The organism is Streptomyces sp. NRRL S-455, from assembly GCF_000717875.1.
Classification (GTDB): domain Bacteria; phylum Actinomycetota; class Actinomycetes; order Streptomycetales; family Streptomycetaceae; genus Streptomyces.
The window spans coordinates 154,047-179,588 of sequence record NZ_JOCT01000012.1 but is presented as its reverse complement, the minus strand read 5'-3'; the positions used below and the strand labels follow the sequence as shown (position 1 = coordinate 179,588).

The 25,542-nt window shown below is 64.5% G+C and carries 30 protein-coding genes and 1 pseudogene; 27 read left to right on the top strand and 4 right to left on the bottom strand.

Annotated elements, in window-relative coordinates:
* Nucleotides 1-7: 7 nt before the first annotated feature.
* The 27 genes from IE97_RS0118025 to IE97_RS40400 all read left to right on the top strand — a co-directional run bounded on the left by IE97_RS0118025 (nt 8) and on the right by IE97_RS40400 (nt 20,350).
* The gene (locus IE97_RS0118025; protein ID WP_030240763.1) at nt 8-835 is read left to right on the top strand and encodes a peptidoglycan-binding protein; all 828 of its coding nucleotides are present in this window, start codon (nt 8-10) and stop codon (nt 833-835) included.
* Between the two features lie 108 nt (nt 836-943).
* A complete protein-coding gene (locus IE97_RS0118020; protein WP_030240760.1) occupies nt 944-1,123 on the top strand; it encodes a hypothetical protein in 180 nt (59 codons plus the stop codon).
* A 56-nt stretch (nt 1,124-1,179) separates the two neighbouring features.
* The gene (locus IE97_RS0118015) at nt 1,180-1,755 is read left to right on the top strand and encodes a hypothetical protein (protein WP_030240757.1); all 576 of its coding nucleotides are present in this window, start codon (nt 1,180-1,182) and stop codon (nt 1,753-1,755) included.
* A gap of 168 nt (nt 1,756-1,923) precedes the next feature.
* On the top strand, nt 1,924-3,897 hold the full coding sequence (locus IE97_RS0118010; RefSeq protein WP_051705023.1) for a hypothetical protein: 1,974 nt from the start codon (nt 1,924-1,926) through the stop codon (nt 3,895-3,897).
* 69 nt (nt 3,898-3,966) lie between these two features.
* Nucleotides 3,967-4,248, top strand: a complete 282-nt coding sequence (locus IE97_RS0118005) for a hypothetical protein (RefSeq protein WP_030240751.1) — start codon at nt 3,967-3,969, stop codon at nt 4,246-4,248.
* A complete protein-coding gene (locus IE97_RS0118000; protein WP_030240748.1) occupies nt 4,241-4,522 on the top strand; it encodes a hypothetical protein in 282 nt (93 codons plus the stop codon). The genes IE97_RS0118005 and IE97_RS0118000 overlap by 8 nt, the downstream gene beginning before the upstream one ends.
* A 246-nt stretch (nt 4,523-4,768) precedes the next feature.
* Nucleotides 4,769-5,614 carry a hypothetical protein gene (locus tag IE97_RS0117995; RefSeq protein WP_030240745.1) on the top strand — a complete coding sequence of 282 codons (846 nt, stop codon included), beginning with the start codon at nt 4,769-4,771 and terminating at the stop codon, nt 5,612-5,614.
* 17 nt (nt 5,615-5,631) lie between these two features.
* Entirely contained in the window at nt 5,632-5,856 is a 225-nt protein-coding gene (locus IE97_RS0117990) for a hypothetical protein (protein WP_199809821.1), read from the top strand.
* A 244-nt stretch (nt 5,857-6,100) separates the two neighbouring features.
* A complete protein-coding gene (locus IE97_RS0117985) occupies nt 6,101-6,835 on the top strand; it encodes a hypothetical protein (RefSeq protein ID WP_030240740.1) in 735 nt (244 codons plus the stop codon).
* A 175-nt stretch (nt 6,836-7,010) separates the two neighbouring features.
* Nucleotides 7,011-7,295, top strand: a complete 285-nt coding sequence (locus IE97_RS0117975) for a hypothetical protein (RefSeq protein ID WP_030240734.1) — start codon at nt 7,011-7,013, stop codon at nt 7,293-7,295.
* 87 nt (nt 7,296-7,382) lie between these two features.
* The gene (locus IE97_RS0117970) at nt 7,383-7,568 is read left to right on the top strand and encodes a hypothetical protein (RefSeq protein WP_030240732.1); all 186 of its coding nucleotides are present in this window, start codon (nt 7,383-7,385) and stop codon (nt 7,566-7,568) included.
* 265 nt (nt 7,569-7,833) lie between these two features.
* Nucleotides 7,834-8,025, top strand: a complete 192-nt coding sequence (locus tag IE97_RS43795) for an HNH endonuclease (RefSeq protein ID WP_420706104.1) — start codon at nt 7,834-7,836, stop codon at nt 8,023-8,025.
* A 47-nt stretch (nt 8,026-8,072) separates the two neighbouring features.
* Nucleotides 8,073-10,517 (top strand): phage/plasmid primase, P4 family, encoded by a 2,445-nt coding sequence (locus tag IE97_RS0117960; RefSeq protein ID WP_030240728.1) that lies wholly within the window; start codon nt 8,073-8,075, stop codon nt 10,515-10,517.
* Nucleotides 10,518-10,608: 91 nt separating this feature from the next.
* Complete coding sequence (locus IE97_RS0117955; protein ID WP_030240723.1) at nt 10,609-12,462, top strand: DNA polymerase; 1,854 nt, start codon at nt 10,609-10,611, stop codon at nt 12,460-12,462.
* 451 nt (nt 12,463-12,913) lie between these two features.
* Entirely contained in the window at nt 12,914-14,095 is a 1,182-nt protein-coding gene (locus IE97_RS0117950) for a sigma factor (RefSeq protein WP_030240720.1), read from the top strand.
* Entirely contained in the window at nt 14,092-14,520 is a 429-nt protein-coding gene (locus IE97_RS43790) for an endonuclease domain-containing protein (RefSeq protein ID WP_030240715.1), read from the top strand. Before IE97_RS0117950 ends, IE97_RS43790 begins: the two co-directional genes overlap by 4 nt.
* A 54-nt stretch (nt 14,521-14,574) precedes the next feature.
* Complete coding sequence (locus IE97_RS42525; RefSeq protein WP_199809820.1) at nt 14,575-14,742, top strand: hypothetical protein; 168 nt, start codon at nt 14,575-14,577, stop codon at nt 14,740-14,742.
* A gap of 116 nt (nt 14,743-14,858) precedes the next feature.
* Nucleotides 14,859-15,257: a hypothetical protein gene (locus IE97_RS0117935; protein ID WP_030240712.1), complete on the top strand. Its 399-nt coding sequence runs from the start codon at nt 14,859-14,861 to the stop codon at nt 15,255-15,257.
* Between the two features lie 13 nt (nt 15,258-15,270).
* A complete protein-coding gene (locus tag IE97_RS0117930) occupies nt 15,271-15,576 on the top strand; it encodes a hypothetical protein (protein ID WP_199809819.1) in 306 nt (101 codons plus the stop codon).
* A gap of 46 nt (nt 15,577-15,622) precedes the next feature.
* Nucleotides 15,623-15,745: a hypothetical protein gene (locus tag IE97_RS43460; RefSeq protein ID WP_267881779.1), complete on the top strand. Its 123-nt coding sequence runs from the start codon at nt 15,623-15,625 to the stop codon at nt 15,743-15,745.
* A gap of 101 nt (nt 15,746-15,846) precedes the next feature.
* Nucleotides 15,847-16,515, top strand: coding sequence for an FAD-dependent thymidylate synthase (thyX, locus tag IE97_RS0117920; RefSeq protein WP_199809818.1), 669 nt, complete (start codon nt 15,847-15,849; stop codon nt 16,513-16,515).
* Nucleotides 16,516-16,762: 247 nt separating this feature from the next.
* Complete coding sequence (locus tag IE97_RS0117915; RefSeq protein ID WP_030240697.1) at nt 16,763-17,035, top strand: hypothetical protein; 273 nt, start codon at nt 16,763-16,765, stop codon at nt 17,033-17,035.
* Nucleotides 17,022-17,441 (top strand): deoxycytidylate deaminase, encoded by a 420-nt coding sequence (locus tag IE97_RS40405; protein ID WP_037835115.1) that lies wholly within the window; start codon nt 17,022-17,024, stop codon nt 17,439-17,441. Before IE97_RS0117915 ends, IE97_RS40405 begins: the two co-directional genes overlap by 14 nt.
* 147 nt (nt 17,442-17,588) lie before the next feature.
* On the top strand, nt 17,589-17,771 hold the full coding sequence (locus IE97_RS0117905; protein WP_030240691.1) for a hypothetical protein: 183 nt from the start codon (nt 17,589-17,591) through the stop codon (nt 17,769-17,771).
* A gap of 179 nt (nt 17,772-17,950) precedes the next feature.
* Nucleotides 17,951-18,229, top strand: coding sequence for a hypothetical protein (locus IE97_RS0117900; protein WP_030240686.1), 279 nt, complete (start codon nt 17,951-17,953; stop codon nt 18,227-18,229).
* Nucleotides 18,230-18,862: 633 nt separating this feature from the next.
* Nucleotides 18,863-19,615, top strand: a complete 753-nt coding sequence (locus IE97_RS0117890; protein WP_030240679.1) for a hypothetical protein — start codon at nt 18,863-18,865, stop codon at nt 19,613-19,615.
* 462 nt (nt 19,616-20,077) lie between these two features.
* Nucleotides 20,078-20,350, top strand: coding sequence for a hypothetical protein (locus IE97_RS40400; protein WP_234323989.1), 273 nt, complete (start codon nt 20,078-20,080; stop codon nt 20,348-20,350).
* Nucleotides 20,351-21,338: 988 nt separating this feature from the next.
* Here IE97_RS40400 and IE97_RS0117875 read toward each other — a convergent pair.
* From IE97_RS0117875 to IE97_RS0117855, 4 genes and pseudogenes are all read right to left on the bottom strand, one after another.
* A complete protein-coding gene (locus IE97_RS0117875; RefSeq protein ID WP_158708310.1) occupies nt 21,339-21,548 on the bottom strand; it encodes a hypothetical protein in 210 nt (69 codons plus the stop codon).
* 512 nt (nt 21,549-22,060) lie between these two features.
* Nucleotides 22,061-22,588, bottom strand: a pseudogene (locus IE97_RS0117865) (bifunctional transcriptional activator/DNA repair enzyme AdaA); the annotation flags it as partial.
* Between the two features lie 76 nt (nt 22,589-22,664).
* Nucleotides 22,665-23,771 (bottom strand): ribosome small subunit-dependent GTPase A, encoded by a 1,107-nt coding sequence (gene rsgA / locus IE97_RS0117860; protein ID WP_030240662.1) that lies wholly within the window; start codon nt 23,769-23,771, stop codon nt 22,665-22,667.
* Nucleotides 23,772-23,983: 212 nt separating this feature from the next.
* Nucleotides 23,984-25,492, bottom strand: a complete 1,509-nt coding sequence (locus IE97_RS0117855; protein WP_030240657.1) for a cellulose-binding domain-containing protein — start codon at nt 25,490-25,492, stop codon at nt 23,984-23,986.
* Between the last annotated feature and the right edge of the window lie 50 nt (nt 25,493-25,542).

The following is a 25,542-nucleotide window of genomic DNA, read 5'->3' as shown; positions in this document are numbered from 1 at the left end:
GTTCGCTTTGAGCATCGAAAAGCTTCTGTCGGTCGCGAAGGCCGAAGTCGGCACGCGTGAGAAGTTCGCGGGTGGCCACTGGGTCAACGACTCGAAGTACAACCGTTGGTTCGGCAGGATTCCCGGGTATTCCCAGAACGGTTACGGGTGGCCATGGTGTGCGGCCTTCGTGTCTTGGGTTGCCCATGAGGCTGGACACGCTGACCTTTACCCGCACACGGCTTCGTGCGCCATCGGCGTTTCATGGTTCAAGAACCGGGGGCGCTTCTCCGAGTATCCGGCCGTTGGCGCTCAGATCTTTTTCGGCTCCGGCGGGGGCGCTCACACGGGTCTCGTGTACGCGTATGACGAGACGTACGTTTACACGTATGAGGGCAACACGAACGCTTCCGGTGGCGCTGAGGGCGACGGCGTGTATGCGAAGAAGCGCGTACGGCGTGACGCGTACGTGTACGGCTACGGCTACCCGGCGGTTTCCGGTTCGCTGAGCGCTGACCCGAACGCCGCTCGATTCGGGTACAAGCACGCGAAGACGAGTGAAGCGGCGAAGCCTGCCGCGAAGCCGTCGAGCCCCAGCAAGCCGAAGGCGTACGCGCCGTTCCCGGGCGCCGACTTCTTCAAGCGTGAGCCGAAGTCTCCGCTCATCACGGCCATGGGTAAGCGTCTCGTGGCTGAGGGTTGCTCCGCGTACAAGGACGGTCCTGGTCCCCAGTGGACTGACGCCGACAAGGCTTCGTACGCGAAGTGGCAGCGCAAGCGCGGATACACGGGCGCCGACGCTGACGGGTGGCCGGGTAAGACCACGTGGGACGCGCTGAAGGTCCCGAAGGTCTGAGCGACGCTCACTCTGCGTTAGCTCCGCGGGAGCCGGTATGTCCGATTCTGTACGGGTTCAGGGCATGCCGGCTCCGGCCTAATCCGTAACTCACAGTAAGGGGACGCCATGGGCGACCACAGCAAGCCGAAGCGCTTCGACCTGGGCGCCGTCGTGTCCTGGGCGAAAGCTCACCCGAAGATCGTCAGTGCATTCGTTGTCGGCGTAGTCGGCGTGATCACCGCCGTCAAGCCGGAATTCCCGGGTGCTGCCATCGTGAGCTTCGTGAACGCCGTCCTAGGCGCGTAAGTAGCCGACTCCCTTCGTGGCGAGTGCAAGAGCATTCCAGCGAAGGGAATTCGGCAATGGCCTATTACAAGAGCATCGGCCTTATCGGTCCCGCCCAGTCGGGTAAGGATTCGGTCGGCGCTCGACTCCGGCAGCGATACGGATATCAGCGCGTGGCATTTGCTGACCCGCTGAAGCGTGCGGCGCTGAATCTCGACCCGTACATTCCGACCGGTTATGGCGTGACGGTCCGACTTTCGGCCCTGGTTGCCGACGTCGGATGGGACTACGCGAAGACCACGTATCCGGAAGTGCGCCGGATTCTTCAGCACGCTGGGCAGACGGTCCGCGACATTGACCCGGATTTCTGGGTTCGCGCGGCTGTGCCTGCCATTGAGGCGGCCGAGCGGCTGAACCTGCCGGTTGTCGTGACGGACGTCCGGTATGAGAACGAAGCGCGTGCACTGAGGAACTGGGGCTTCGCCCTTGTCCGGGTGACGCGCCCAGGTGCCGGAGCGACCGGCGAGACGGCGAAGCATCGGAGCGAAACGGAGTTGGACAACTGGGCAACGGCGCTGACCATTGCCAACACTGGGACGCTGGACGACTTGAACAGCGTCGTTGACAGTCTCCTACTCCCCCGGACCCGCTGACGCGTGCCCCCTACTGACTGCCTTCGGGTGGCCGGTAGGGGGCTTTTTTGTGTCTCGGCTTGGTCAAGGAACGGTAAAGCTTCCCGTGTACTCACGTGAGTAGTCAGAAACCGGCCCTCAGGGGCGCTAGGCTGAGCGCAGCACAGCGGAGACAACGGAGGGGCAGCGATGAAGTTCACGGCAGAGTACAAGGGGCAGAAGTTCACCCGGACTTCGTCGCGCACCTACACGCACGTCGTCATCATCGAGCGGGATGGAGAGTTCATTGCCGCTCGATGGAGCATGAGCCCCGAAGCCGCCGCGAAGCGTCTGCCGCACGGCTGGGAGACTGAGCGGGTTGCCACCGTGGAAGTCACGGCGGAGTCCGCTACCGAAGAGCCGAAGGCCGAAGAGTCGAAGGCCAACAACGAAGAGGGGGGCCGCACCGTGGCCGCGAAGAAGCTGAAGCTGAAGGACGTTCGGGGCGACGTGCGCATTGGCGCCGTGCCGGGTGCCGACGCGATTCACGCACTGCGCAACGCCGTTGACGCACAGGGGCGAAACCTGCCGATGTGTCGCACCCGCACAAAGAACCCGATTCAGTACTGGGGTCCGGCCATGGAACAGAAGCCGGAACTTGAGTTGTGCGCCGGTTGCTCGAAGGTCGTTCCGACCGGCGACGTGACCGTGACCGAAGAGCCGGTGAAGGTGCCGGGTCTGGACGACGTCACGGTGACGAAGACCAACATCACGCCCGTTGACGCTGACGCCGCGTACAACGCCGCATTCGACCAGGCTCGCGCCCTGGGCGCCGACCATGCCGAAGCCGCCGACCGTGCCAAGGAAGCACGCGACGCATTCAACAAGGGAGAGAACAACATGCCTGCCGCCGCGAAGAAGACTGCTGCCGCAAAGCCGGAGCCGACCCAGGACATTGACGCGCTGATCAGCGCCGTTCACGAACTGGCCGACCTGACGAAGAGCGCGACCGACGCCGACGCCGTCCAGAAGTTCACGGACCGGGCCGAGGAGATCATCAAGACCCTGCCGACGAAGCACCGCAACACGCTTCGCTCGACGGTCAGCGACGCAAAGAAGACGCGGCTTGCTGAGCTGAAGTCGGAGTCTGACGACGCTGCCGCCGACGCTGCTGCCCCTGCCGCCGCGAAGAAGACCGCTAGCAAGGCTGTGGCGAAGCGCACTGCCGCCGCCCCCGCTGAGGCTGAGGACTTCAACAAGTTTGACGGCGTGCCGAAGCTTGTTGAGGACGGCGTCAAGACCTTCAGCGAAGGCATGCGCCTTGGGATGGAGCTGACCAACGCGGGCGAGAAGCTTGCACACATCATGCTCGACATGCGCACCCGCATCCCGAACCCGGACGCGAACAACCTGCCCGACCTGATGTCGGCGCGTAAGACCACGAAGAACAGTCACAGCGCCGTGTACGACCAGGTTCGAAAGACCATCGCTGACGACGACGTTGACCGGCTTGCTGCCTTCAACTCCCTTCAGCGCTCGACGCAGAACAAGGCGAGTGACGTCCTGTGCGAGTGGCTGGAGTCGTTCGACGGTCCCGACCGTGACTCGTCGCGCAGCATCATGGATGAGCTTTTCCCGGGCGCCACGAAGAAGCTGGACGACAACGCGAAGCTCCGTGAAGACCTGAAGGCCGAAGGTATCAGCGAAGACGCTGAGGACTTCCCGGCGGAACTGAAGCCGTCTGAGGCGATTCGTGAACTGTACGCCGACCACGGGGTAACCCTCCCCCGGTACGGCCGTACGGAGCTTGCGCGCTACGACCGGCGCGTGAAGGCCATCGAGTCGGCCACGAAAGAATTGGAGACGGCGAAGGAAGCCGACGACGCCCCGAAGGAGAAGATCGAAGAGCTTGAAAACAAGGTCAAGGAACTGAAGTCGGAAGTTCCCGCCGACTACCTCGCCGAGAAGCTTGCTCCGGTCAAGGAGAAGACCGACGCTGAGCGCACGAAGGAAGCGCTGGACGCCGTGAAGGCGCAAATCGAGAAGGCCGGGAAGCGCTTCAAGAAGGTCACGGCGGCGAACGAGAAGCGGAAGGCGAAGGCTGAGGCGTACGCAATCATTCGCGCTGCCGCCGACGCGTTCGACCTTGACCTGAGCGCCCTGGTTACGAGCGACGAAGAGTAGTCAGACCGGCACAGAACGTGGCGCCCCTGGGAATGGCCCGGGGGCGCCTTCCATAGAAGGGGGTACAGCATGCAAGACGCGGAAATCATCACCCGTGAGAGTGGCTATCTTGTGTCCGCTGAAGGTCCGGGGTCCGGCACGTCAGTTGACCGACTTCCCGCCCTACGGGACGTCGCACTCTGGGTCATTGACGGGTATGACTACTACCTGTCGAACGACACAATGCGCGCACTCGCAGAGATCACAGACAGCGGCGGCGTTGCCAGCATCGAGCTTGAGACGGACAAGGGCAGCGTCACAATGACCGTGGCCTACTCAGCACCCGCGAAGGAGGGGCAGGCGCATGACTGACTGGAGAGTGACACTCTCTTTCACCGCGCCGTACCCGGTACGGCAGGAAACAGCGCAAGCGTTGTGGGGGTTGGGCGATCACTTCACGTCCCTGCCCGGGGCGCGCACCTATCAGTGGGCTGCAACAGCGAGCGCCGACACGATCGTTGCTGCTGCGGAACACGTGGCGTTCAGGCTGGCGAGCGCGTTGCGTGTAGCAGACATGGGCGAGCCGGAAGTGTTCGCCATGGAAGTTGAGCGGCTGCACCCGCTACGGAGTCAGCAAGCGCCCTAGATCCCCCTGAGCGCCCCTCACAGCCCCGCCGGGTCACCACGTACCGGCGGGGCTTCGTCATGCCGTCACAGCGCCGTACAGCGCCGACCAGGGGCGAGTGATGCAGTGACGCTGTGACTCATTTCTAGGAATCACATAAGACTTCTCTAAGAGCAATCCGGAGTTGGCGCCACTGCATCACAGCGTCACCACGTAGCCGACTCCCTTCAGACAGGTAGAGACACCTACCGCTGAAGGGGGCACATCGTGCCGAAGGTCCGCACTATCTACCGGGGCGGAAGCCGCTTCTACGTCCATCCCGAAAACCGGGAAGTCGTTCACCCGGGCGTCACGTCGGTTATCGGCATGCTGCCGAAACAAAACTTCCTCGGCCCGTGGAACGCGAAAATGGCGGCACAGCTTGCCGTCGACTCCATTGACTTCGTTGCCGACATGGCAGCGCGCGACAAGGAAGGCGCCGTTCAGTACCTCAGTGGTGCCGCGCGCCGGTACACGAAGGTTCGCGCTGACCTGGGCAGCGAAGCGCACGATCTTTTCGAGCGCCTGATTCGCGGTGAGTACGTCGGGCGGGTGCGCGCTGATCTGACGCCGTACGTCCAGCACTTCCGTGAGTTCCTTGACGCCGTCAACCCTGAGCTTGTGCGCGCTGAGGACGTCGCATGGTCGGACACCTACGGGTACGCCGGAAGCTTTGACGTCGTCATGCGCATTTGGCTGGACGACAACGGCATGCCCACGCCGGACCGGTCCGGGAAGCCGCATCTGATCATGGGCGACTGGAAGACGTCGAAGAGCACGTATCCCGACGTTGCCCTTCAGATGAGCGCCTACATGAACGCCGACTTCGTCATTGACCCGGACGGCAACACGTCGCCCATGCCGGAGTTCGACGGCGCTGCCGTACTGCACATCACAGATGAGACCTGGGCGTTCAAGCCGGTTGAGACTGGGCCGGACGTCTTCGCCCAGTTCCTTCATCTGCGGGCAACGTTCGACTGGGACCGTGATCTTTCCCGGAAGGTGATCGGCAAGCCGGTTGCGCGGAAGTCGACCGGTCGCATGGTGACCGGTACTCAGCGAAGGGCGCGCTAGTGGCGGAGTTTTGGCGTGTGAAGCCGGGGCGCTACCCGTTCCGCAACGCTGAAGTACGCGTACAGCTTCGCGAGAAACTGTGCGTCGGCTCCGTGTTGCTGGACGAAATCGACGTGTGGATTGACGACGTCGAACCCGCCGAAGCCGTCGAGCGCGCGAAGCGCGTGATCCGCGACCGTCGGGCACAAGCTGACGCTGTGCGCGCTGTGCTGGGCGACTCGCCTGTGAAGGAGGAAAGTTGACCGGTCCCAACTGTCTGTGCAACCCCCAGCGAAGCGGGCTGTGCGGTAGCTGTGGCGGCTAGCGTCGCCCAGTCGACGTAACTCCCCCAGTGAAGCCCCTCAGTGCCTTACACGGGCGCTGAGGGGCTTTTTGTATTGCGGCTTGTACCGCCCGATTACTCACGTGAGTAGTCAGCGCGGGTCACCGACTCCCTTACCCACAAGTGAAGCGGGCAACAAGCCCCCGACACGTGGGAGCACACACATGGCTAAGCGTTCCATTTGGGCAGGCGACGAAGACAACAAGCCGAAGAAGCGCGAGACGTACAGCGACGACACCGTTGGCCGGTTCCACTCCGGCTATTCGGAGCTGAACGAGCGGGGCAAGATGGTTCCCGTTGCGCTTGCCGATTGGCGCATCTCTACCGGCGAGAAGTCCGTGGCCGACGCTGTCGCTCAGCTCTTCGGCGGCTCGCCGGTTGAGAACGAGGAGAGCACGTCGGAAAACTTCATCGACGTCTTCACGGAGAAGTCCCGGATTCCGGTCGTCATTGAGGCGGACGGTATCCACTGGGACATGAAGCAGTGGGTTAACGGCAAGCTGAAGCACCACTGTGACGGTTTCGACTTCGTCTCGCACAACGACCCGGACATGATCGGTCAGCCGTGCGGGTGCCCGAAGCTCTTTGATGAGCGGAAGGCGGACGCGAAGAACGATGACGGACCCAACCCGTCCATCACCGTGACGTTCTCTCTGGCCGACGACCCTGAGCTTGGCAAGTTCAAGTTCCAGACCGGTTCATGGACGCTCTTCAAGGTTCTGCACGAAGCCGAAGACGACGTCGAGCGTATCGGCCGGGGCGGCGCTGTGTTCGGCTATCTCGAACTGGAGTTGGTCGAGTACACGCCGAAGAAGGGTCCCATGCGGAACAAGCTTGTTTCGTATTACAAGCCCGTTATCAACGTCGTTAAGTCGTACAACGACGCTATCGCGGAGTGAAGCTAGACGCTACGGAGCCGTTCAACTGGGCGCGTGCGCTCCGTGAAGCACATGACGGCACGGTAAAGCTTCCGCTGTGGGACTACCCGCCGGAAGCTCGCCGTGCCGTCCTGAGTGAGCGCGCTCGACGCTTCGGCACCCCAACGGCAGACGACTTCGATCCGGAATATCACTGATGGGTCAGCGCGGAACGGTCACCGACTACGCCGGGGAAAGGCTGTATGTCGGTGACCTGATCAATTACGCCACCCGCTGTGGGAACGGATGCCGCGCGTCGGACGCGATCATTCGGGAAATCGAGATTCGCTACGCGTACGGCAAGCGAATTCCGTTCCTGAAGGTGCAGCCGACCGGCGTCGAGTCCCGAAGCGGGTTGGACGAACGGAAGACGCTTCGCGCTGAATGGATCGGCACGGAGCACGTACGCCTGTTGCGTAGCAACGTGACGGGACAACACTGACCGACAAGCCCCGGGCGGAGCATTGCGCTTCGTACCGGGGCTTCGTCGCGTTCGGACTACTCACGTGAGTAGTCAGGGAGCAGAGACATGCACACAGCACTGTTCATTGGGCCGGACATGGCGCCTGCCCTGGGGGACGTCCGGGATCGACTTCCGGGCGACACGATTTACCTGAAGGAAGGGGCGACCGACCGGCGAGACTGGGCGCGCTACGCCGACGCGCTGACTACCGCCATCACTCGTGGCGCGTCCGTTGTGTGGTGGGGCGAGTGAGTACCGACGAAAAGTTCAACGTCATCGTTGCCGTGTGCTTGGCCTTCATATCCGGGTTTTCCTTCGCGCTTGCGCTGTGTGCTGGGGGTAGGAAGTGACGCACGAACCTAAATGCGCTTGCGCGCCGTGCCGGAACAAGCGCCGGAAGGCGTATATCAAGGACTACTACCGGAAGCTTCCGAAGGACAAGCGGCACACCCTGAGTCAGAAGCGACGTGCCACGGCGTACGGCGTCGAGCACGAAGAGTATTCCCGAACCGAGATCATGCGCCGCTGGGGGTATCGCTGCGCCTACTGCGACGGACGGGCAACGCACCTTGACCACGTGCACCCGCTCAGCAAGGGGGGTGCCGACGCTGCGCACAACATGCTTCCGGCGTGCGCTCCTTGCAACCTCAGCAAGGGTGCGAAGACGCTTGCCGACTGGGCACTGACGTTCGCGCCTGCCGTCGAGTAACCGACTCCCTTACGCCCCACTGAGAGCAACTATCGAAGGGGGTTCGTATGGACTTCGTCGGCATCCTGGGGCGTTTCCAGCAAGTCAGCGAAGAGCCGGACGGGGGGTATCTCGCCGTCTGTCCGGCTCACGCCGACTCGCGTCCGTCGCTGCGTATCTGGCGTGGTGACGACTTGAAGGTGAGACTCACGTGCCGCGCGGGCTGTGAGACGAAGGACGTCGTCGATGCCGCTGGGCTGAAGTGGGCTGATCTGTTCAACGCGACCGGCGACGGCGCTACCGTTCCGAAGGAAAGGCCGAAGATGGTTGGTCCGGCAAACGTGGTCGCGCTCCGCATGTGGCTTGAGTCGCTGCCGCTGGGTGACGGTACGTATGCCGACAACCGGTTCGGTATCGGACCCGCTGAGGCTGAGCGGCTGGGGCTCCGGTACTCCGAAGCTAAGCCGTTCCGGCCGGAGGAATACGACCGTGCGGTAGCGGCAGGCATTCAGCCGTCGTTCGTCTCCCGTACCTTCGCCCGGTACCCGCGTCTCGTGGTGCCGCTGAAGGGGTTCGACGGCGTGACCCGTGGCGCCCAGGGGCGTGACCTGAGTGGGCAGTGTCCGGGGCGGTGGCTGAGTCTGAGCAACCCTGAAGGGCAGCGCTGGGCGCCGTACGGCGTGTTCAGGGGCGAAGCCGGTTACGGGGTCATTCTGGTCACTGAGGGGCCGGGCGACGCGCTCACAGCCGTCAGCGTTGGGTATGACGCCGTTGCCGTCCGGGGCGCTTCCCTGGTCAACAATCCTGAGCTTGTCGCGGAGTTGGCCGACGGGCTTCGCGGCTTTCAGGTCATTGTGTGTGGCGACAACGACACTGCCGGACAGAGCTTCACGCTTCGTCTGTCTGAGGGGCTTGCCGCCCACGGTATCGACGTGTACGCGCTGACCGTTCCGACGGCAGGCGAAGACCTTACCGATTGGCGTGAGCGCGACCCTGAAGCGTTCCCGAAGGCTCTTCACGCTGCCGTCAAGGCCGCTCGCCCCGTGAAGGATCGGGCGACCACTGAGGCACAGCACCGTAAGGCGGAGGTTGCCCAGCGGACCGGCGCCGTTCAGGTGTCGAGCGACCAGGGCGCCGACGCTGCCCGCATCCTGGGCGACCTTGTGTCGACGTACGGCGAGTCGGACGCGATGAACGCTCACGCCCTGGTCGCATGGACTGACGGGCGTATCAAGTACGCCCCCGGGTTGGGGTACTTCGTTTGGGACGGCGTGACCTGGGTCAAGTCGGCAACGCGTGTGCGTCAGGAGATTCACGCCATGGGCGCGGCGCTTGTGCTTGCCGGGTGCCTGCCGGAGTCGCGCGGCTTCACCATGACCACGAGAATCGACGCGCTCATGACGGAGCTTCGCAGCGTGCCCAGCGTGTACGTGGACGCTGAGGAGTTCGACGCTAAGCCGCACCTGTTGAGCTTCGCGAATGGCGTGGTGGATCTCCGCACGGGCAAGCTTCGGGCGCACGACAAGGGTGACATGTTGACTGTGTCGCTGCCGCTGGAGTACGACCCGGCGGCGAAGGCTCCGCGCTGGGAACAGTTCCTTACGGAAATCTTCCCGGACAACGCTGATCTTGTGGACTACGTCCGGCGGCTTGTCGGCTACGGCATTACCGGCAACACGAGCGAACAGTGTTTCGGCGTGCTCTGGGGTAAGGGCGCCAACGGTAAGAGCGTCTTCACGGAGACGCTGACTGACGTGTTCGGCCGGATCACGAAGACGACGCCCTTCGCCACGTTCGAAGACAAGGGCAACGGCGGAGGGATTCCGAACGATCTTGCCGCCCTTCGTGGTGCGCGTCTCGTCATGGCGTCTGAGGGCGAGTCGGGCAAGCCCATGAGCGAAGCCGTCCTGAAGCGCGTCACGGGTAAGGACAAGGTCACGGCGCGATTCCTGCGACAGGAATTCTTCACGTTCGCGCCCACGTTTCTGATCATGCTTGCCACGAACCACAAGCCGAAATTTAAGTCACAGGATGAAGGGCTTTGGCGCCGTGTGAAGCTCATTCCGTTCACTCGGTATTTCGCGCCCCACGAGCGGGATTACGACCTTGACAGGAAGCTTCGCGCTGAAGCTGCGGGCATTGTGGCGTGGGCTGTGCGCGGAGCCGTCGAATGGTACGCGAACGGGCTTCGCGATCCTGAGAGCATTTCCAGTGCCACGCGCGAGTACCGGGCAACGTCCGATGCGCTCGCCGGATTCTTTCCGGGTGTGCTCGAAGCGGCTGACGACTCGCACGTGTTGCCGGGTGCGGATGCATACCTTGCTTACACCGATTGGTGTGAGGCTGAGGGTTTGCAGCGCAAGGAGATTTGGAGCCGGAAGGCGTTTTACGGCGCCATGGAAGAGCGCAACGTGATGAAGAAGAAGACAAACAAGGGTATTGCGCTGGTCGGCGTGCGCATGGCTGACGCGCCTGCCGCCGCTACTGGTCCGGGCATCTTCGCCCAGGACTGACCCGGGAAGCCCCTGACTACTCATGTGAGTAGTCAGGGGCTCTTCGCGTCTCCGACTCCCTTCTAGGCAGGTGAGTGAAGGGAGTTGACACATGATCACTTACCGCCACGGTGTGGCCGGTGGCGTCGTCACGATACGGGTCCCCGAGACTGACGCTGATCTTCGTGAGTTCATGCACTGGGCGCGCAACAAGCCCGAACTTGCGTTGGATACGGAGACGACCGGGCTCGACATCTACGCGCCGAACTATCGGTTGCGCACGGTGCAATTCGGCACGACGCGCGAAGCGTGGGTTATCCATTACGAACTGGGCGGCAGGTTCCGCGAAGCCGCCGACTACGTTCTGACGCACTGCCCGCGCTTTCTGATTCATAACGCGCCGTTCGATTGGCTTGTGCTCGACGCGCACACTCCCGTTTCGCTTGAGTCGCTTGCTCCGCGCACGACGGACACAAAGATTAAGGCGACGCTGATTGACCCGCGTCAGCCCCAGGAAGGCGGCATAGGTACTGGCCTGAAGCCGCTGAGCGCCTATTACGTTGACCCGTCAGCGCCGGACACTCAGGGCGACCTTACGGCGGTTTTCCGTGAGCTGAAGCTGACGAAGGCAACCGGGTGGGCGGGTATCGACCTTCGGCACCCGACGTACAACCTTTACGCCGGTCTCGACGTGATCTACACGGCGCGACTGAATCCGTGCCTTGACGCTGAACATGATCGGCTGGGCGTACGGCCGAAGCTTGTCGAGTACGAACACGAGATTGCCTATATGTGCGCCTACATGCAGCGCGCTGGGCTTGTGCTCGACCTTGACTACGTCGACACCCTTCGCCGCATGCTCCGCGAGGAAGAAGAGCGCTACGCGACTGTAGCGGCAATGTGGGGTGTCGACTCCGTCAACTCCGGCGCCCAGGTGGCCGAAGCCTTGTTGGCCATGGGCGAGACGCTGACGGAGACGACCGACGGCGGAGCGCTGAAGGTCGACAAGGCAGTGTTGTTGCCGTTGGCGGACCTAGACCGTGACTGGGAACGTATCGGGGCGCGTGAGCCTAACCCGTTGGCCGAAGCCGTTCTGAGGGCGAAGCGCGCTGGGAAATGGGTGTCGTCGTACGCCGACAAGTTCGCGGCGAACGTTGACCCGACTGGGCGCATTCACCCGACTGTGCAGACGCTAGCCGCGCGTACGGGGCGCATGTCCATCACGGGTGACCTTGCCGCACAAACGCTGCCGTCTTCGGATTGGATGATCCGGCGCGCAATCCTGGGCGACCGGCCGGACCACATTTTCGGTTCGGTCGACTTTCAGGCAATCGAAATGCGCGTACTGGCAGCGCTGGCAAACGTGAAGCGCATGAAAGACGGCTTCGTAAACGGCGGCTCCGATTTCGATATCCACATGTATACGGCGCAGCTCATCAAGGGCGAAGCCGCGACGAAGCGGGATCGAAAAGTCTTCAAGGGCGCCGGATTCGGCAAGGTATACGGCGGTGGCATCGGCACCATTTCGAGACAGACGGGAGCGCCCGAACACGAGATTGCGCGTGCTGTCGCTGAATACGACCGGGTCTTTCCCGAGATCAAGCGCGCATCTTCGAAGTGGCAGCGTGAGGCACGCGCGACTGGTCTTGTGACTGTGTCGGTGACTGGTCGGCGCCTTCCGCTCGACCGGCACCGTACGTACGCCGTCGTGAACTATCAGTGTCAGTCGGCAGCGCGTGACGTCCTGGGTCAGGCAATGCTGAACATGCGTGACGCCGGTCTTCTCGACTACATGAAGTTGCCCATTCACGATGAGATCGTGTTCAGTGCCCCCAAGTCGGACGCAAAGGACATTGCGCGCGAGTTTGAGCGCTGCATGACGATGGATCTTTTCGGCGTGCCTGTCGTCGCTGAGGCGGAGCTAGGGGGACGGTCCTGGGGGTCGCTGTACGGCGCTGACGTGTGATCCGTTCAGTCCGTATGTCACGCACGCATAACGATCCCTGACTACTCACGTGAGTAGTCAGCGCGCCCCCTGACAGGGTGTCTAAGCCCCGTTACCTGTAAATGACAGGTAACGGGGCTCCCTGCATATGCGAAACCTCTCATCCCTAAGTATGACCCCGGGTTACACCTTGCTTCTAAAGGTTCCCCTTCAACTATCTGTGTCGTCTGATGAGAGTGCGCGAGCAAACCAGTGACTACTCACGTGAGTAGTCACGCTGTACGTTCGTGCTGCACGACGGACCGGAACTGATCAGTCCCCCGTCGGCAAGAGTCGGTGACCGTATCGGTTGCCTTCGCATGCCCAGAAGCATGCGAAACCTTGCCGCGACAGATCAGTGACCCCGGTCACTTCTCCGCTCAGGTCACCGACTCCCTTACCCGGAGTCAACCGACCTGATGGAGAAACCCCCATGCTGTCTATCGAGACGATTCGCGCTGCCCAGGGCAACGACCTTCCTGCTGTCGCGGAAGTCATCAAGGCCACTGAGTCCCGCATCGAAGTGCTTGCCCGTAAGGCCGCGAACCGTATGGCTCCGCACGGCGGCCCCCGGTTTTACGACTACGCCGACGAATTCGCTCAGGTTGGGCGCGTCGCCGTCTGGGACCTGCTGAAGCGCTTCACGGACACGACGGCGGAAGCGTTCCTGAAGCTCACGTACACGACCGTAGAGGCGACCCTGAAGGACGCTGTGCGCGCTGAGCGCAACGGCAACGCCGGAGCCGACGAAAACGCCGTGAAGGTCTTCGCTGCGATGCTCGAAGCCGCCGACGGCGACGTGTACGAAGCGGCGAAGCTTGCACAGACCTTGCCGCCGAAGGGCAAGCGACTCAGCGCCGACCGTGCCGAAGCCGCCCGACTCGCATGGCAGGGTGCGCTTTCGCTCGACAAGCCCGTAAAGGGACTGGGTCAGGGAGTCGACGAAAACGACGTGACCCTTGCCGACACAGTCAGCCTCTCCGTGACGGACGAAGAACCGGAAGTTCGCCCGAAGGTCGGTAAGGGCGCCCTGATCGAAGCCGCCCAGGTGCTCACCCGATACGTGGCTGTTCCGCGTGACGCTGACGCCCGTGTGTGCGTGCTGGACGCGTTGGAGCTTGCCGCCATGGGTGAGACGACCCCGGCGGACGTTGCGGCGCTCGAAGACGCGCTGACGGTCCCCAGCGACCCGACGGAGCGCCGTTACGTGCTCGACGCCATGGGGGTGCTTGCTGCCGCTGTGTCGACGTCCATGGAAGGCGACCTTGTCGACGACCTTCGGGACGCGCGCGATGACCGTATGGCCGACGCTGCGGAGAAGCACGCCCGTGTAAATGACACGCTCGACTCGATGGGCCAGGCACAGCGTGACGTACTCCGGCACAGCTTCGGTATCGGTGGCGCTGCCGACTTTGGCTGGGGCGACTCCGGCGACCTTGACGGGCTGTGCGCCTTCCTCGGCATGACGTCTCAGAACGTGCGCGCCCACCGTGCGAAGGGCCGGAAGGCGTTTGCGAAGCGCTATGCCGCCGCTGTGAGCCTCACTGACCCGGCTTACGCCCAGGTGCTCACCGACGCTGCCGCCGCAATCCTCACGAACGCCGGACGCAAGTGAAGACGTGCACGAAGTGCGGAGGGGCGAAGCCGCTTAGCTCGTTCAGCCCGGACAAGCGTCGTAGCGACGGACGGCGTTCCGTGTGCAAGGAATGCGAGCGCGCTAGGTCATCGGCGTACAGCAAGAGCAATCCAGAAGCGAGACGTGACACTCGGCTTCGGCACTACTACGGGATATCCCTGAGCGACTACACGCGACTTCTCAGCGATCAGGGCAACAAGTGCGCGGTATGCGGGGCGCCGGAGTGCGCCACCGGTAAATCATTCGCGGTCGACCATGACCACGCTTGTTGTTCGGGTACGCGCTCGTGTGGCAAGTGCATTCGTGGGCTGCTGTGTCTCCCCTGTAACACCGCGCTAGGCAACTTTAGAGACTCCCCCGACCTGCTTAGAGCGGCGATTGAGTACCTATCGCGCAGCGAGTAACCGACTCCCTTACTGGCGAACAAGACAGCTTCCGCAGGAATCAGGAGAAACCCAGTGCAGACCTTCACCCTTGCGTCCGGTCACACGATCACCACTCAGCGCGACGGCGCCGGGATCGAGTTCGTCACTCGGAACGCCGACGGCGACGTGATCTCTTCCGTGACGCGCACCTTCGGTGAGTCGGTGCCTCTCATTAAGCGGCTTGCCTGCCGCACCCGCTGACACTCCGCTGACTACTCACGTGAGTAGTCAGCGCACAGCCCAGGTCGTAACCGGTACGGCTTGAAGGGTTCGACTCCCTTCCTGGGCACGCAAGCACACGACGAAGGAGAGACGACGTGCGCGTTTGGAGAGTTGGTCACCGGTCGGCGCTCGACTCCGGCTTCCCTTCCGGCCCGTACACGGCGAAGGGTCTGACTGACGCCCAGTACGGCGCGCTTAGCGGCATGGGTTGGGCACACTCCGACATGCAGCATCCGTGCCCGTACGCGGATCACAGACTTCGCGGAATCGCGAAGGAAGAGCGATGCGGGTTCGATTCGCGCGAAGCGCTCAATGAGTGGTTCGACGGCTGGACGGAAGCCATGAGCGAAGCCGATTTCCTGGTCTGGGAATACGACGTTCCTGACTGGGCCGTGCGCGTCGGGGGGCTCGGGCAAGTCGTCTTTGTGGCCGAAGAAGCCGTAGAGATCAGTCACCACGAATTCACGCCGGAACAGTTGACGCTTTTCGCGTAAGGAGAGAAACAGAATGCTGCGTGTAGTGAACGAGACGAAGGCCACGCTTCAGACAGAGTCGGGGCGAGTGGTCGGCTTCGTGAAGTCGTCAGAACCGGGCAAGATCAGCCTTGCCGTTCCGGGCGACCGTGCCGTGATGACTCCCGCTCAGGCGCGTCAGCTTGCCGCGTGGCTTGTTGAGGAAGCCGACAAGGGCGGCAGCGTCAGTATCGGCGCCCGTACGGATGCCGGTTGGCGACAGGCTGAGGCGAAGCGGCAGGCGGACATTCGCGCGGCACTCGACACTGACCGTGTGGGCGGCTTCCGTCGTGCCTACTGAGGCGAAGCCACCGCGCAAGACGGCGTCACAACGACAAGCCGAACGCATGGCACACCGTCACGACGCATGGAAGAGCGCACGTGCGCTACTCACTCCGCACGACTGGGCCGAGGGGCTGACGCCGTACGACGTTCTGTCGCTCGCCCAGTGGCTCGCCGGAGACAACTAGCAACCGGACCCGACTACTCACGTGAGTAGTCGGGTCCCTCCCTTGGAGAGACGCCTATGAGGGTTGACATTCTTGCGCGCACGATGCTTAGCGCCTCTGTAATGCGCGACGCGTACGGCTACAGCGCATGGGACAGCGACAGTGAAGACTGGCCGACGTCGGGCGCTGACGCGCTGGGGGAAGCCGCCGGTCGTATCTGTTACAAGTCGTTCGACCGCCCCAACCCGGCCACGGCGACGAACGCCGGTTACCTGGGCAACATCCTCGCCCAGGGTCATTACAGCGTGTTGGAGCACAGCTCAGTCACGTTCCTGGTTCGCGGCGTTTCCCGCGCGCTTCTGACGGAGCTTTCCCGGCACCGACACCTGAGCTTTAGCGTCGTCTCTCAGCGGTACGTCGACTACGCGGGCACGGAGCCGGTTATACCCCCAGCGCTACGCGACAAGCCGTCGGCAAAGGCATACATGACGGGTGCCTACAAGGGCGCACTTCACGTGTACGAAACCCTTGTTGGGCAACTCATGGACGCTGGGCTGAAGCGCAAGGAAGCCCGCGAAGCCGCCCGTGCCGTACTGCCGAACGCCGCGCCCGTCGACATGGTCGTGACCGGCAATCTCCGCGCGTGGCGTGACGTCCTGGGTACGCGTTGGCACGTGGCCGCTGACGCTGAGATTCGGGAGTTCGCCGGTCTCGTCCTGGGGCACCTTCGCAGCGTCGCCCCCAACTCCGTTCAGGACATGCCGACTTCGCCTTACGGGAGTGCCCAGTGAAGAAGATCGTTGCCGTTGCCGTTGGCGCCGTCCTGCTGAGCGGTTGTTCGCTCGACGACGACGACACGGAGTGCACCACGATTACGACGGTAGGCGTCAGCGTTCCGGCTCCGCGTCCGGCGCCCATGGCTCCGCGCGTCACTCCCCCGAAGCCTGCCCCCAGGGTCAATCCGCCGAAGGGCGGCACGGTGCCGCTTCAGCCCAACGCGCCCCGTACGCAGACGACTTGTTGGGAGCGTGACGAGAAGTGATCAATGCCGTTCTGGTCGGGCTTCCCGGCCACTGGGGTACGTCGCACGTGTGGCGAGACTTCCAGTCGGCATGCTGGGGCGCTGACGTCGAGCCGGAGTTTGTCAGCGTGACGGAGTCGGACGCACGCGCTGAAGGCGTCGAAGTGGTGCCGACCGTCCGCGTGTACGCCGACGAAGACCCGTACGGCGACGTGTTGGCGGAGCACAGGGGCGCAGCGACCGGCGAAGAGATCACGGCGCTTCTGGAACGGGGGCTTGCCCTTGTCTGACCGTCCGTCCTGGGACGCGTACTTTCTGGCCGGTGCCGCATGGGTGGCAACGCGCGCGGACTGTACGCGTTCCCGGGTTGGCGCGATTCTCGTGAACGCGAACCACGAAGTACGCGGCACGGGTTACAACGGTGCGCCGTCCGGCGTTCCCGGGTGTGCGTCGGCGGGTGCTTGTCCACGTGGCCGAATGAGCGCCGTCGAGTGCGCGCCCAACTCCGACTATGCGAACTGTGTTGCCGATCACGCTGAGCGGAACGCGATACGTCATGCGCCTGCCGCTGAGCTTGCCGGATCGACGCTCTATACGACGCGCGAACCGTGCCCCGCGTGCTGGACGCTCATACGCGCTGCCGGTATCCGTCGAGTGGTCACGCCGGTCGCGTCGCACGTGATTACTGTGGGTTAGGCCGGCTGGGCCTAAATATCACTCTCGGTCAATCAATGTGTAATGCCCACGCAATATTCGCCCCGTTTTCCTCCGACATGTGACTACTCATGTGAGTAGTCTGTGGTATGATTACTACGTAAGCAGGAACGAGGGAGGGACCGGGAAATGCGGATCGTGATCAAGGACTTCATGGAGATCAACCCGAAGACCAACCGGGGGATCAAGAAGCGGACTAACGAGTACGAAGCGGCCACCGAAGCCGAAGCCCGCGCGATGCACGCGGCGCGGATCGAAGCCGGAGAGATTCCGGCAGGTGCGCGAGACGGCGGCTGGTTCATCCGACGCTAACCACGAAGCCCCTGGGAAACCGGGGGCTTCCCCATTGCCGACTCTTGTGAAAGTGAACGCATTCACAAGCCGACCTTGACCACTCACGTGAGTAGTCGGAGCTTGCGTAAGTGCCTACTCACGTGAGTAGGCACGTGCTACGGTGAAGCCTCAACTTCACCACCGAAGGGAAGCCCGCCATGATCGCTCAGTTCTGGGAAGACGCCGCCGCTGTACTCCGTGAAGCTCCGCTTGAAGACGACGGATTCTTGATGTGGCTCGCCGGTCCTACCCTGCCGGACGGCTCCGCTGGGGACATGATCAGCATGCGCATCGAAACGGCACGCAAGCTCCGCGACCGACTCAGCGCAGCACTCGACGGCATGCCGACGGCGCGTGAGATGGAAGAGCCTCGATGCACTCGACACGGCGACACCTGTGACCGGAACCCGACGAAGGCACACATCTTCCGGCGCTGACGACCAGGGCGAAACCCCTGACTACTCACGTGAGTAGTCAGGGGTTTTTCATTGACTACCATTTCACAATTTCACAAACTACCTTTGGCCAAAAGTGCTACGCAAAGTGACCTATGGGACCCCTGTGTTACCGGTGATCACTGGGGTACGCGGTTTCTGCCACCCCCCATGGCACGGAACAAGCCACGAGTAGAACGGGGTGCGCGCGTTGGGATGCGAAGGCTTTCCTACGGTCCGTGTGTGTGTAGAGATACCTGCCCCCACACCTGAAGGCGGATGGAAATGGGTCCCATCGAATCGTCACGGTTCGGCTGGAGAAGAACACGCCGCCACCGAACACGAACTGACTCGAATCATGCTCTCTTACGGGGTCGTCATCGCCACGATGTTCCAACACAGCGGCCCCCCGCGCTTCCGGCTTGTCGCCCGGGGGGCACACAGCGGGAACACGGTCGCCGTCTACTCGTGGCGCTGGACTCCGGAGCTAGGCCGGTACGCGCCGGACGGCGAACCCTGGGTTGTCTGGGACGCGCAAGCCGAGTTGGCCGCTGAGCAACTGGGCACAGCCCGCTAGGTCACCGACTCCCTTACTGGCCTTCGAGAGAACATCAACTCATCGAAGGGACAAGGGAGTTGGACACGAAGGCCATTGTGAGAACACGGCGCGTGCTGACGTCGGGGCGTTGGTTCCTGATCGTGGGGCTTGTCTTCTACAGCCTCATGACGACAACCCCCTTCGTCAGCGCGCACAGCGAATGGGAATGGTCCGGCTGGGTCCTGGGGCTCATAGTCGACGCCGCCTTCATCATGTCGCTCAGCGCAGAGTCGACCCTGGCGAAGTACGGCGTCACGAACCTGGGCAGGTGGCCGGTTGCCTTCCGCTGGGTCACGGGACTGTCGAGCGTGTTCCTGAACGTGTGGCTGAGCGTCAGCGCGCGGGACTGGGTCGGCGTTGCCGTCCACCTGATCGCACCCGCCCTGGTGATGCTTCTCGCGGAGGTTGGGCCGGTCTATATGAAGGCGCTTGCCGACGCTGAGCGGGACGCAGTACGGCGGCACGTCGACATTCCCACGTACACGCCCCTGAGCGCCCCTGTACCGGCACCGTTCGTGGGGAACGTCGCTGAGTGGCTGGACGACGTCACGAAGCCGGAGACGGCGCCGGAGCCGGTCGCCCAGGACGTGCCAGAGCTGGTTACCGACGGCGAGCCGGAGCCTGCCGAGGAAGAGCCGAAGAAGCGCCTGCCGAACGCCGAAGCCAACAAGATCATTGAGGAAGGTTGGCGCCACAAGCTCAACCCGGTTGAGGTAGCCGCCGCCGCCGGTCGGCACCCTGCCACTGTCCGCCGGAAGTTCGCCCAGCTCGACGCAGAGCTGACCGTGTAAGCGCTCCGCGCACGAAGCCCCGTACTGACTGCCTGCCCGGCGGTTGGTGCGGGGCTTCTGTGCGTTGTCAGTGGGCGCAGCTACGGTGCCGCCATGACTGTTGGATACGAAGCCCTGTCTTCCAGGTGTGCCGCCTGCCGAACCCAGTTCGCTGCCTGCCCCCAGTGCGTCAACACGGTTGCCATTGATCCAGAGACCGGCTTCCCGCCGGACGTCGAGCGGGGGCCGGACGATCAGCCTGTACGCGTCGAGCCGTCGCCGGAAGCCGTCGCCCGAAGCGTGAAAACGCCGCTGTGTGATCGCTGCGTGGCCACGCATAACCGGCAGTACCCAGACGACCCGTGGACACCGTGGAAGGAGCGGCACGCGCTGACCCATAAGGAGTAGGCGACCGCAGCACCCGCCCCGTACTGACTGCCACATAGGCGGTTGGTGCGGGGCTCTTTTGCGTACCCTCACGGCATGGACGTTGACGACGACTTCATGAGCGGCGCTGTCGGCCCCAAGACGAAGAGCTTCACGAGCGTCGGTGCTGTGCTAGCCAAACTGGAGGGCAAAGCTGCTATGTGGGAACGGGTGGCACGAGAGAACAAGGAACGGGCAGGCGACTTCGAGCGTGCCGCACAAGCGATCAGGGACGGCGCAACGTCGGTGACCGTGGGGCGCACGACGTACACCCTTACGGACGACCCCTCAACAGCCCGTGACGAAACGGGAGACGAAACCGTTTCGTAGGCGTAGCCTGTGACTCGCAACACACCTAACGGATGATCAACTCACCGTAGGGACAACAACACATGATCACAGCGGACCGCGTGTTTGCGCGGGGAAGGTCGCTGTCGTTCGACTGGGGGACCCTCCCACCGAACGCGCCCAGCCGTCCTTCCCCGTGCTCCCGACTCGGAAGGACGGCTTCAGTGCTTCAACCGGGCGACTTCGATTACGCGACCTATGCGCCCCCCGGCACCAACTGCGCCGACTGCAACAAGCCGATCAAGTCGACGCAGGTTGCCCGACGTACCGACTCCCCGAACGTGACCTACCGGCACTTCCCCGAGGACTGCCCGGCTAAGGAGAAGTCGTGAGCACCCCGGAAAAGCGCGTAAGCGCCCGTGTGAGCGCCTTACCGGCCCCGGAGCTAGTCAGCCTGCCGGACGACCCCCTGAACGGCCAGGAAGCCATACCGGCCCCGTGGTGGACCGAATACGGCGGAACGCTCGACCCCGTATCCGGCGTTATCGCGTTTCCGCCGCGTGCGCTTCCCCCGTGCCCGCTGTACCCCGAGTGTTCGCACTGCGCACGGCAAGAGGGGGCGTGATGGACGAAGCGCCCCGTACCGGCCCCGGCTTGCTGGGTAGCCGACTCGCTGACGATGTGCCCATGCGATACCTAATCCAGCGGCCCGGACCTGTGGACCCGAACGCGTGCTTGCAGTGCCGGGCTTTGCGGGACAAGGCCATGGCATGGCGCACGGCCGACGGTCCGTCAGAAGAGGGGGTTAGGTTGTTGCGTCTGTTCCGGGCACACCGGGTGATCGCTCACCGGGGGCAGACCCGACAGCGCGCGGAATGGCAACCCACATGAGCCGGTTAGTGGTCGCTGCGGCATGGGTCGCATGGGTGGCCGTTGTGGCACTCATAGTTGCCCGTGGCGCGGCAGCATAGGACCCTCACTAAAGAGGCCCCGTTCAACGCCACCCCTACGGGCGTTGAACGGGGCCTCGCTATTTCCTCAGAACCGGCGGCTCTTGAATCGGGGCGCCGTCCTGCATGCCGACGTACACAGCCCATTTCCCGTACCCCAGGTGTCTGACGCCAACACAGCGCCCGTACTCGGCTTCGCCCATAGTCACAAGCTTTGCCGCGTGCTCGTGCCATATCCGGCGGGCTTCGGCTTCTGACAGCCCCTCAGCAACCCTCACAGCGTCGTACATGCTGGGGCGCATTCCCAGCCATGCCTGGGCTCATGCGTACGAAGATCAGCGGGACGGAAGAGCCTTACGCAACGCCCCCTCAATGGCGCGCACTGCCGGACCGTACGACGGATCTTTCAGGCGCTCTTCGCGCATGTCCGCTACCCGCGCAACGCACACAACGTGGTCGACCATCGAGCGCACAAGCCTACGAAGGTCCTCAGGCGAAACGTCTGGGCGGTCGACCATGGCCAACGCGTACCGGGCGTCATTGCGCGCCGTACGGATCATGTGCGCTTCCTCAGCGTCCGCGAAGTCGTCCACTTCACCGGGCGCTGCATACTCCGCTTCACCGTTAGGTCCGGTCCACGGAAGTCGGCGAACGTTTTGAGGCATGGCGAATCTCCGTCAATCGCGCTGGGTTGATGCAGCCCACGCTACGGACCCCAGGGGGCACGAACGGGCCTCAGTACACGGCGACTTGTCTGGGAAAACGGACCGACCCGGACACGCCAGACATGCTAGAACTGTAGTTCACGCGCACTCGGAAAGCCGGACGCGAACGCGATCTCGGTGATCGGCAGCTCGGTCGTCTGCACCAGGACGCGCGCGGTGTGGGCCCGCTGCGCCCGGGCGAGGGCGACCGGCCCGGCGCCGAGCTCGGCGGTGAGCTGCCGCTGCACCTGCCGTGCGCTGTAGCCGAGCCGTCCGGCGAGGCCGGCGACGCCCTCCCGGTCCACCACACCGTCGGCGATGAGCCGCATGGCCCGGCCCACCACGTCGGCGCGGACGTTCCACTCGGCGGAGCCGGGCACGGCGTCCGGGCGGCACCGCCGGCAGGCCCGGAACCCCGAGCCCTGCGCGGCGGCGGCCGTGGCGAAGAACCGTACGTTGGCCCGCTTCGGGGTGACCGCGGGGCAGCTCGGCCGGCAGTAGATGCCGGTCGTCTCGACGGCGAAGAAGAAGGCGCCGTCGAAACGGGCGTCGCGGCTGCGTACGGCTTCGTACCTGGGGTCTTCCGTCGTGTCTTCCGTCGTGTCCTCGTCCGTCACAGGGTCCAGTCTCCGCCGTCGGCCGGGATGTCGCTGGCGGAAATCGGACACGACGTTGACGTGCCCGGTCGGCGCGAGACAGCCGTCACGAACGCCAGTGCGGTCCGCGCTTCGCCTCCATCGCGGCGCGTCCGATCGCTCCCTTCCGCTTCCAGTCCTTGCGGATCTCCGCCCGGAGCCGCGCGTCCGTCTTGGCGACGATCCGCTGGTTCTCCCGCACGAGCTTGCGGTAGCTGGTCAGTCGCCTCTCCGGCAGCTCGCCGGAGTCGATGGCGGCCAGTACGGCACAGCCCGGTTCGGCCTCGTGGGCGCAGTCGTGGAAGCGGCACCGCTCGGCGAGTTCCTCGATCTCGGAGAACACCTGCCCGACGCCGGTCTCGGCGTCCCAGAGCCCGACACCCCGCAGCCCGGGTGTGTCGATGAGGGCACCCCCGCCGGGCAGGACGAGCAGGTTGCGGGTGGTCGTGGTGTGGCGGCCCTTGCCGTCCACGTCCCGGGCGGCCTGGACGGCCATGACGTCCTCGCCGACAAGGGCGTTGGCGAGGGTGGACTTGCCCGCGCCGGACTGCCCGAGCAGCACCGACGTCCCACCGCCGACGATCGCGGCGATCACGTCGAGCCCCTCGCCGTGCACGGCACTGACGAGCACCACCGGCACACCGGGCGCACTGGTCTCCACGTCCTGGACGAGGTGGGAGCGGGTCACGGCGTCGGGGACGAGGTCGGCCTTGGTGAGGACGACGACGGGCTGTGCCCCGGACTCCCAGGCGAGGGCGAGGAACCGCTCGATGCGGCCGAGGTCGAGCTCGACGGCGAGGGACACGGCGACGATGGCGTGGTCGACGTTGGCCGCGAGGATCTGCCCCTCGGACCGTTTGGAGGAGGTGGAGCGGACGAACGCGGTGCGGCGCGGGAGGCAGGTGCGGACGTAGCGAGGGTTGCCGCCGGGTTCGACGGCGACCCAGTCGCCGGTGCAGACGACCCGCAGGGGGTCGTGCGGGGTGACGAACGCGGTGTCGGCCCGCAGCACGCCGTCGGCGGTGACGACGTCGCAGTGCCCGCGGTCGACCCGGATCACGCGTCCGGGCAGCAGTCCTTCGGATGAGTAGGGGGCGAACTCGTCCGCCCAGGCGTCGTCCCAGCCGTAGGGAGCGAGCGCGGAGAAAACGGATGCGGCAGAGCTGGAAGTCAAGGGTGACCCTTTCCAAGGTCGGCCCCCGGCCCGAGAAGTCGGTCGGATCAGCCGGCGGCCACGGAGGTGGACTTGATGAACTGGATGCGGGCAGCGCTCATCGCGGTGACAGCCATCGGTCAACACCTCCTCGTTCCTCGACTCGCTGGAGAACTCGTCGTAGATCGGTTCGCAGAACCGCCGTAACGCTATCCCGTCACGGCGGCGTCGCGTCAACTGCTTTTCGCGCAGGCGTGGTCGTTCAGCTCGAAGGCGTACGGCGGGGAGTTCTTGCCGCGCCAGGAGGCGATGAAGCCGAAGGTCAGGTCGGAGCCGGCCGCGACGGACTTGTTGTAGTCGGCGGCGGTGGCGGTGACGCGGGAGCCGTCCTGGGAGACGGAGGCGTCCCACATCTGGCCGACGCGCTGGCCGTCCCGGAAGGACCAGGACACGCGCCAGGAGTCGAGGGCCTCGCTGCTGGTGACGGTGACGGTGGCCTGGAAGCCGTCGGGCCACTGGTTGACCAGGTCGTACTCGACCCGGCAGGTGGATTCCTCGCTCTCCTCCGGTTCGGCCCGGCCGGTGGGAGAGGAGGTGCCCTGGGGTTCGGTCCGGCGGTTGTCGTTGCCGCCCTCCGGCTTGTCCGACGTGCTCGGCTCGTCCGGCTTGCGGGTGTGCTCCCTGTCCCCGGTGGTGGCGGCCGGCTTCGAGGTCGCGGGAGGCAGCGAGGGCGGGGACGGCAGGGACGGGTTGGGGTCGGCCACCGTCTGACGGCCGACGTCGTCGCGCGCGGCCAGGTCGTCGCCGCCGAAGGGCATCATCGAGACGCCCAGCGCCAGCACGGAGACCAGGACGGCGGCGACGAGGAGACCGTTGCGGGCGACGCGCGCCTTCTGTTCGTCCTCCTCCTGCCCGGCGGCCGCCTGGTCCGCCGGGCCGGGACGGCCGGCGCCGAGCCGCACCTCGGCGGCGCGGCGGCGGCGCTCCAGGTAGGCGAGCCCGCCCCAGCCGATCACCCCGCCGGCCAGTGCCCCGGGAAGTCCTCCGCCGTGCAGACGCAGGCAGGCCGCGGCCTCGGCACACTGCACGCAGGTGGCGAGGTGCCGGGAGAGGTCCCCCGGGGCGTCGGCGGCGGAGGAGCGGGTGACGGCGTCCAGCAGCCGGGCATAGCTGCGGCACTGGGCGTCCATCGGGGTGTCGAGGTGGTTGCGGTGGCAACGGTCCCGGAACAGGGTGCGCACCTGCTGGAGTTCCTCGGCGACGGTGGCGGGGTCCAGGCCCAGGCGGCGGGCGACCACCGGCAGCGGCAGTGCCTCCACCTCGGCCAGCCACAGCAGTTCCGCGTCCGCCTGCTGGAGGTCGCGCAGACCGCGCAGCGCGAGCGGGCGCTGCAGGGGCGGTCCGGTGTAGCGGGCGGCCTTGTCCGAGTTGAGCCACAGGCGGAGGTCGGGGTCGAGTTTGTGGCCCTGTCCTTCCTCCTCCCAGGCCGCGGCCGTGGTGCGGACGGCGGTCAGCAGCAGGGGTATGCGGGGCAGCCGGGCGGGGCGGCGGCCGGTGCCCCGGACCGGGCCGGTTTCGGCCGCGCGTGCCTCACGTGTGCCGTGTGCGAACGCCTCGCGGCCGAGCTGTGCGGCGGCGGTGGAACCGGACGTGCACAGATCGGCGTACGCGAGAACCGCGTCCCAGCACTCGGAGAACAACGCGGCCTCGGCGGCGTCCTGAGGGGTCGGCAGGTCGGGCATGAGTCTCCTGCATCCACAAGCGAGGTCAACTCACCACATAGGTAATGGAG

Coding starts and splice junctions, on each gene's coding strand:
- IE97_RS40400 (WP_234323989.1), top strand. CDS start 20,078: ATGGACGTTGACGACGACTTCATGAGCGGCGCTGTCGGCCCCAAGACG.
- IE97_RS0117855 (WP_030240657.1), bottom strand. CDS start 25,492: ATGCCCGACCTGCCGACCCCTCAGGACGCCGCCGAGGCCGCGTTGTTC.
- IE97_RS0118005 (WP_030240751.1), top strand. CDS start 3,967: ATGCAAGACGCGGAAATCATCACCCGTGAGAGTGGCTATCTTGTGTCC.
- IE97_RS0117900 (WP_030240686.1), top strand. CDS start 17,951: ATGATCGCTCAGTTCTGGGAAGACGCCGCCGCTGTACTCCGTGAAGCT.
- IE97_RS0117875 (WP_158708310.1), bottom strand. CDS start 21,548: ATGTACGACGCTGTGAGGGTTGCTGAGGGGCTGTCAGAAGCCGAAGCC.
- IE97_RS43460 (WP_267881779.1), top strand. CDS start 15,623: ATGGCACACCGTCACGACGCATGGAAGAGCGCACGTGCGCTACTCACT.
- IE97_RS0117950 (WP_030240720.1), top strand. CDS start 12,914: ATGCTGTCTATCGAGACGATTCGCGCTGCCCAGGGCAACGACCTTCCT.
- IE97_RS0118020 (WP_030240760.1), top strand. CDS start 944: ATGGGCGACCACAGCAAGCCGAAGCGCTTCGACCTGGGCGCCGTCGTG.
- IE97_RS0117905 (WP_030240691.1), top strand. CDS start 17,589: ATGCGGATCGTGATCAAGGACTTCATGGAGATCAACCCGAAGACCAAC.
- IE97_RS0118015 (WP_030240757.1), top strand. CDS start 1,180: ATGGCCTATTACAAGAGCATCGGCCTTATCGGTCCCGCCCAGTCGGGT.
- IE97_RS0117985 (WP_030240740.1), top strand. CDS start 6,101: ATGGCTAAGCGTTCCATTTGGGCAGGCGACGAAGACAACAAGCCGAAG.
- IE97_RS0118000 (WP_030240748.1), top strand. CDS start 4,241: ATGACTGACTGGAGAGTGACACTCTCTTTCACCGCGCCGTACCCGGTA.
- thyX (WP_199809818.1), top strand. CDS start 15,847: ATGCGCGACGCGTACGGCTACAGCGCATGGGACAGCGACAGTGAAGAC.
- IE97_RS43795 (WP_420706104.1), top strand. CDS start 7,834: ATGCGCCGCTGGGGGTATCGCTGCGCCTACTGCGACGGACGGGCAACG.
- IE97_RS0117970 (WP_030240732.1), top strand. CDS start 7,383: ATGCACACAGCACTGTTCATTGGGCCGGACATGGCGCCTGCCCTGGGG.
- IE97_RS0117955 (WP_030240723.1), top strand. CDS start 10,609: ATGATCACTTACCGCCACGGTGTGGCCGGTGGCGTCGTCACGATACGG.
- IE97_RS0117960 (WP_030240728.1), top strand. CDS start 8,073: ATGGACTTCGTCGGCATCCTGGGGCGTTTCCAGCAAGTCAGCGAAGAG.
- IE97_RS0117975 (WP_030240734.1), top strand. CDS start 7,011: ATGGGTCAGCGCGGAACGGTCACCGACTACGCCGGGGAAAGGCTGTAT.
- IE97_RS0117930 (WP_199809819.1), top strand. CDS start 15,271: ATGCTGCGTGTAGTGAACGAGACGAAGGCCACGCTTCAGACAGAGTCG.
- IE97_RS0118010 (WP_051705023.1), top strand. CDS start 1,924: ATGAAGTTCACGGCAGAGTACAAGGGGCAGAAGTTCACCCGGACTTCG.